General features: G+C 66.1%; 2 protein-coding genes and 1 pseudogene. 2 read left to right on the forward strand and 1 reads right to left on the reverse strand.

Annotation, left to right across the window (positions count from 1 at the left end; translation table 11 throughout):
* A pseudogene (locus tag Q0R23_RS04360) lies at positions 1-249 on the forward strand (acetyl-CoA C-acyltransferase); the annotation flags it as partial.
* 258 nt (positions 250-507) lie between these two features.
* Here the strand turns inward: Q0R23_RS04360 and Q0R23_RS04365 are convergent.
* Positions 508-1,284: an Ig-like domain-containing protein gene (locus tag Q0R23_RS04365; RefSeq protein WP_293910749.1), complete on the reverse strand. Its 777-nt coding sequence runs from the start codon at positions 1,282-1,284 to the stop codon at positions 508-510.
* 150 nt (positions 1,285-1,434) lie between these two features.
* Between Q0R23_RS04365 and Q0R23_RS04370 the strand changes: the two genes are divergently transcribed.
* The coding region (locus Q0R23_RS04370) for a bifunctional 2',3'-cyclic-nucleotide 2'-phosphodiesterase/3'-nucleotidase (protein WP_293910751.1) at positions 1,435-2,754 on the forward strand (1,320 nt) is incomplete at its 3' end.

Consider the following 2,754-nt stretch of genomic DNA (forward strand, 5'->3'; position numbering starts at 1 on the left):
GCCTTCGCGGCGCAGAGCCTGGCGGTCATCCGCACGCTGGGGCTCAACGAGGACATCACCAACGTCAACGGCGGGGCCATCGCGCTGGGGCATCCGCTGGGCTGTTCGGGGGCCAAGCTGACCACCACGGCCATTCACGAGTTGCGGCGCCGGGGCGGCGGCAAGGCGCTGATCACCATGTGCATCGGCGGCGGCATGGGCGCAGCGGGAATTATCGAAGTGTATCCGCCGGAGCAGGCTGCGGACTGAGCATTGGGTTTGGGGGAGAGGGCACGCCAGATGAAGTGCCCTCTCCTTCATTTTTGATCAGTTCAGACCGGGCGGCGGCGGATCGACGCAGAGCATGTAGCCGTCGTCTTGCAGGTGGCAGCCCGGCTGGAGAACCGACGGTGCGGGTTGCGTTCCACAGGCGCTGAGCAGGAGGGCAGCGGCGAGAAACAGGGCGGCTCTCGTCCTCTTCGTAAGTACATGTTAGCCCGGCAATACCTCAACACCAGCTTTTCCCCTCTACGGCTGCGTGCTCACCTGCTGCATGGTTACGCGCAGAAGCTGGCCGATCTGGTTGCCGGTGCCAACCAGCGTGCCGGGTCCGTCGAAGGTGCCGTTCGTCAGCGTGTTGTCGGCGTCCTGGGCAGCGATGTAGCCAGTCAGCGAATCGCCCACGCCCAGCAGGACTTGCAGGTTGCCCGCCGCCGCGATAGGACCGAGCACCGCCCGGCCCGACTGCCCGCCAGCGGCGCTGTAGCGGCCCAGCGCGGCGGTGCGCCCGCTCTCGGCAACCTCGCTGTCGAAGGTGATGGTGCCGCTGTCCACGGCGCTGCCGCTGATGGCGTCGGTGGCCGTCCAGGTCCACTTGCCCTGATACAGCGTACTGATGCTGGCCGTGACGGTGGTATCGGCGCTGGCGACGTTGCCCGCCGCGTCATAGGCTTTGGCGGTGAAGGTCAGCGGGCCATTGTCCAGGCGGCTTAGCCCAGTCACGCTGGCCCGGTAGGGCGCGGTGGTGGCGGTGGAGATCAGCGCCCCTCCCCGGTAGAACTCCACGCGGGCCACACCGGTGTCGTCAGCGGCGGTGGCCTCCAGCACCAGCGGCTGCGCGGTGGTGAGCGGCGAGGGCGTGGCCTTGAGGCTGACGGTGGGCGCGGTCTTGTCGGTGCTGACGCTCGTGCCAGTGCCTGTTCCCGTGCTGGGCGCGGTGGTGTCCGGCGGGGCGGTGGTGCCGGTTTCGGACGAACAGGCGCTCAGCAAAGCCGCTGTGATGACCAGGAGCAGGGCAGATTTCATACCGACGTTGTAGCGGCTAAACGTGAGAAGTTCGCATTATGGCCGAGCGTTCGAGATGGCCGGACGCGGACCCGCCTGATCTTCATCCAACCTTCAGGCCCACCACTCCGCCTCACCCAGCCCTGACTCGCGGCCCGCTATAACGGCAGGATGAACTTCAAATCGACGTTGATGTTGACCCTGGCCCTGGGCGGAGTGGCAAGCGCACAGACCGCACCGAGCCCCAGCGCGCCCACCGTCACCGCCGCGCCCACCGTCAGCCTGCGGGTTCTGGAAACCACCGACCTGCACACCGCCGCGCTCGGCTACGACTACTACCAGGACAAGCCCACCGGGGAATTCGGCTTCGAGTACACCGCGACGCTGATCCAGGCCGCCAAAAAAGAGCAGCGCAACACTTTGCTGTACGACAACGGCGATCTGATTCAGGGCAACCCGCTGGGCGACTACGTGGCCCGCGTGAGGCCCCTCTCTCCCGGCCAGCTCCACCCGATGCACGCCGCCATGAAGCTGCTACGCTACGACGCGGGCAACCTCGGCAACCACGAGTTCAACTACGGCCTGCCGTTTCTCCAGCAGGTCATGGCCGCCGCGCCGATGCCGATGGTGAACGCCAACGTCTACTTTGATGACGGCGACACAGACCCAGGCAATGACAAGAACGCCTTCACGCCGTACCTGATTCAGCGCCGCATCATGACCGACAGCGCCGGGCGCCCGCAGGTGCTCAACGTGGGTGTGATCGGCTTTTTGCCGCCGCAGATCATGCAGTGGGACAAAGCCAATTTGCAGGGCAAAGTCACGACCCGCGACATCGTAGAGACGGCCAGGAAGTTCGTGCCGCAGATGAAGGCCCAGGGCGCCGACATCATCGTGGCGATTGCCCACAGTGGCCTGGCCGCCGATTACCAGCCGGGCCAGGAGAACGCCGCCACCGAGCTGACCAAGGTGCCGGGCATCGACGTGGTGCTGTCGGGCCACAGCCACCAGGAATTTCCGGGGCCAATCTACACGAGCATTCCCGGCGCCGACATCACCAGGGGCACCATCAACGGCAAGGCGGTGGTCATGGCCGGATTCTGGGGCAACAACCTGGGCATCGTGGACCTGAAACTGCAAAAAGACGGCCAGGTCTGGAAGATCGTGGACTCGTCTTCGATGCTGCGCCCGATCTGGGACAAGGCGGCGAAAAAGAGCTTAGTGACACCCGATCCGCGCATCGCCGCCGCCGTCAAAACGGCTCACGCGGGCACGCTGGCCTACGTGCGCGGCAAGGTCGCCGACCTCTCGGCCCCGATCAACTCCTACTGGGCGCTGACCCAGGACGATCCCAGCGTGCAGCTCGTGAGTAACGCCCAGATCGCCTATGTGAAGGCGGCGCTCTCAGGCGGGCAGTACGCCAGCCTCCCGGTCCTGTCGGCAGCCGCGCCCTTCAAGGCGGGTGGACGCGCCGGGGCCAGCTCCTACACC

The organism is Deinococcus sp. (assembly GCF_025362455.1).
GTDB lineage: Bacteria > Deinococcota > Deinococci > Deinococcales > Deinococcaceae > Deinococcus.

Bases quoted from the DNA above. Each gene is read 5' to 3' on its own strand.
- Q0R23_RS04365 (WP_293910749.1), bottom strand. From the start codon at position 1,284: ATGAAATCTGCCCTGCTCCTGGTCATCACAGCGGCTTTGCTGAGCGCC.